Here is a 2,784-nt window from a genome sequence, read left to right as displayed (position 1 = left end):
GTGTGAGATATGGCTTACAAAAGGCGGGCGAAAATCTGCAAAACGGTTATAAGTGAGGGAGGGGGATGCTTTTTAACTGCTAATGGGAAGAATGGGTAGGCAGACGCTGAAGCGCGCCCCACCAAGTTCCGAGCGATGGATGCTGATGTTGCCCTCGTAGCTGCGCACAATTTCGGCGGCGACGGCAAGGCCGATACCCTGCCCGGGAATGGTGGTATCAAGCCGTTGGCCGCGCTCCAGAATTCGCTCGGTCTGGTCATCGGGGACACCAGGGCCGTCGTCTTCAATATCAATGCGCAGCTGGGTCTCTTCAATAAACGAGCGCACACGAACTTGCTTGTTGCCGTATTTAAAGGCGTTTTCCAACATATTGCCGAACAATTCCATCACATCCTGCTCATCGCCCGCGATTATCGAATTGGGCGCTAAGTCCAGCTCCTGTTCCATCTGTTTGTGCGCATAGACTTTTTGCAGTGCGGCAAATAAGCGCTGGGCGATAGGCTCCAGTCGGGTGCGGCGGAAGGTGCCTTTTTGTTGGCTGGAGACGGCGCGCTGCAACTGGTAAGTCACCACCTGGTTCATGCGCGCCACCTGTTCGCTGGCAATTTGCTGCAGCTCGCCGTCGGATTCCACGCCTTCAACCAGCTTGCTTTGCAACACTGCCAGCGGTGTTTTCAGGCTGTGGGCGAGGTCGGCCAAACTGTTGCGGTAACGCTGGCGCAATGCCTGTTCGCGCTCCAATACCTGATTGAGGTTATCGACAATCCTTTGCAATTCCCTGGGGTGTTCGCCGGCGATATTGCTGGTATCGCCACTTTGCATGGCTTTTAGCGCCTGCGCCAATTTCCCCAATGGGCGCAGGCCCCAGCGCAGGATCAGCGTTTGCGCGATCAATAAAAAGATCCCCGCCGCGCCCAGCCAGCGCCAGAGTTCATTGCGGTAGGCTTTGAGTTCGGCGGTGTATTCATCGGCGCTGTGCGCGACCACAAAGTGGAATGGGGTGGGGGTGCCGCGTGCATCTTCCCACTTGACCGTGTAGCGCGCGATAAAGTGCAGGTTGCCGCCCAGCTGTTTCTCGCTAAACAACATTTTGCCGGGGGTGTCGCTTTTGGCGATGCGCTTGTAGTCAGGCGGGTCGCTCAATGCGGCGGAGTTGGAGCGCCAGACCAGCTTGGCCTGATTATCAAATATGTAGCTGTAGAGCCCGGAGTTGGGATGTTCAAAGTCGGCGTCGCTGAGGGTGACGGGCATACGCAGGCTGTGGATTTTCGCGTTTTTGGTGATGGGTTCGGCCACGCTCATCAACAGGTTGACGTGGCCGCGCAGGCGCGAGCGCTCGGCGACTTCCAAACTGTTTTCAAACGCGCGGTCGAGGAAGAAGCCGGTCAGTCCCAAAAACAGTGGCAGCAGCAGCGCCGATGCAAGCAGCAGGCGCGAGGCAATCGACGAAAAGCGGGCAATCACCGGCTTACTGTTTATCAAGATTGAACCGGTAGCCGAGGCCGCGCTGGGTGCTGATCAAATTCAGGCTGCCGTCCGGGTCGAGTTTTTTACGCAAACGGCCGACAAATACTTCGATCACGTTGCTATCGCGGTCGTAATCCTGCGCATATAGGTGTTCAGTCAGCTCGCTTTTGGAGATGTTCTTACCAGCGTGTAGGGCGAGATAGGTGAGGGTGTTGTACTCAAAGCTGGTGAGTTCAACTTCGGTTTCATCGCGGTGCACACGTTTGGCGCTGGTATCAATCGTGATGGGTCCGTAGCGCAAGACTGAGGAGGCATGGCCGCTGGCGCGACGCAACAGAGCATGGATGCGCGCGCGCAACTCTTCCGGATGGAATGGTTTGGTGAGGTAGTCGTCGGCACCGGCTTCAAGACCGCTGACTTTATCTTGCCAATTGCCACGTGCGGTCAGAATCAAAATGGGGAAGTTGCGCTCTTTACTGCGCAGCTCGCGGATCAGTTGGGTGCCGTCCAGCAGCGGTAAGCCCAGATCGATAATCGCAAGGTCGTAGTCGTATTCGCTGCCGAGAAACAGGCCTTCGCGGCCATCAGCGGCGGCATCGCAGGCGTATTTTTCAGCCGCCATCAGGCTGAGAATTTGTTCGCGCAGGGGTTTTTCATCTTCAACGATCAAAATACGCATGAATCGGTCCTGGAATTATTGATGGATTAAGGGCAGTGGTTAAGTCGAGAGAATTACTAATGGTTGAGCAATTGACCGGTTTGGCCATCGACATTAATGACGCGCATGCGTCCGGCGTTAAGCACTTTAACACCATAGACCACGCCGGTATCGTCTTGCTGGGTGTTGACACTCATGACTTGCCCACCCACTTTATTGCGCACCAATTCGGCGGCTTCGGCGGGCGATATTGAGGGTTCAGACGCGGTGGGTGCAATGGTATCGGTATCGATCAGGCTGTTATCTGCGTCGCTGGAGGGCAGCCCCATATCACCGCCGATCAAATCATTGGGCTGTTTATTGGTTTGGGCAATACCCAACTGGCAACTCAATAACAAGGTCGCCAACAAGATGAGTGTTTGCGGGACAGAGCCGAGGCGCAAGCAGAAGGTTTTTGAGTACAGCATGACAAATTCCAACAAGAAGGCGTTCAGATACATTTACACAAATACAACGCCTTCACTATCGCCCGTGTTTCAACAAAGGTCAATTTGACCTTTGTTGAATCGAAGCAGAATTAATGACGACCTCTTGCATGCACAATACGGGTGCCGGGGTGATGGCGGGTTTCGGTGTGATAAATACGGTCGTCGTAAGCG

The 2,784-nt window shown here is 54.9% G+C and carries 3 protein-coding genes; all 3 read right to left on the bottom strand.

From position 1 onward, the window contains the following. Window positions 1-72: 72 nt before the first annotated feature. Genes ACWA6V_RS20280 through ACWA6V_RS20270 form a run of 3 tightly spaced genes read right to left on the bottom strand, consistent with a single transcriptional unit; the run spans window position 73 to window position 2,592 of the window. Entirely contained in the window at window positions 73-1,482 is a 1,410-nt protein-coding gene (locus ACWA6V_RS20280; protein WP_449524190.1) for an ATP-binding protein, read from the bottom strand. Continuing rightward, window positions 1,469-2,146: a response regulator transcription factor gene (locus ACWA6V_RS20275; RefSeq protein ID WP_449524189.1), complete on the bottom strand. Its 678-nt coding sequence runs from the start codon at window positions 2,144-2,146 to the stop codon at window positions 1,469-1,471. The genes ACWA6V_RS20280 and ACWA6V_RS20275 overlap by 14 nt, the downstream gene beginning before the upstream one ends. A 56-nt stretch (window positions 2,147-2,202) precedes the next feature. After that, on the bottom strand, window positions 2,203-2,592 hold the full coding sequence (locus ACWA6V_RS20270; protein ID WP_449524188.1) for a PepSY domain-containing protein: 390 nt from the start codon (window positions 2,590-2,592) through the stop codon (window positions 2,203-2,205). Window positions 2,593-2,784: the final 192 nt, after the last annotated feature.

It is taken from the genome of Cellvibrio sp. (assembly GCF_053579595.1).
This window is presented reverse-complemented; position numbering and strand designations above follow the sequence as displayed.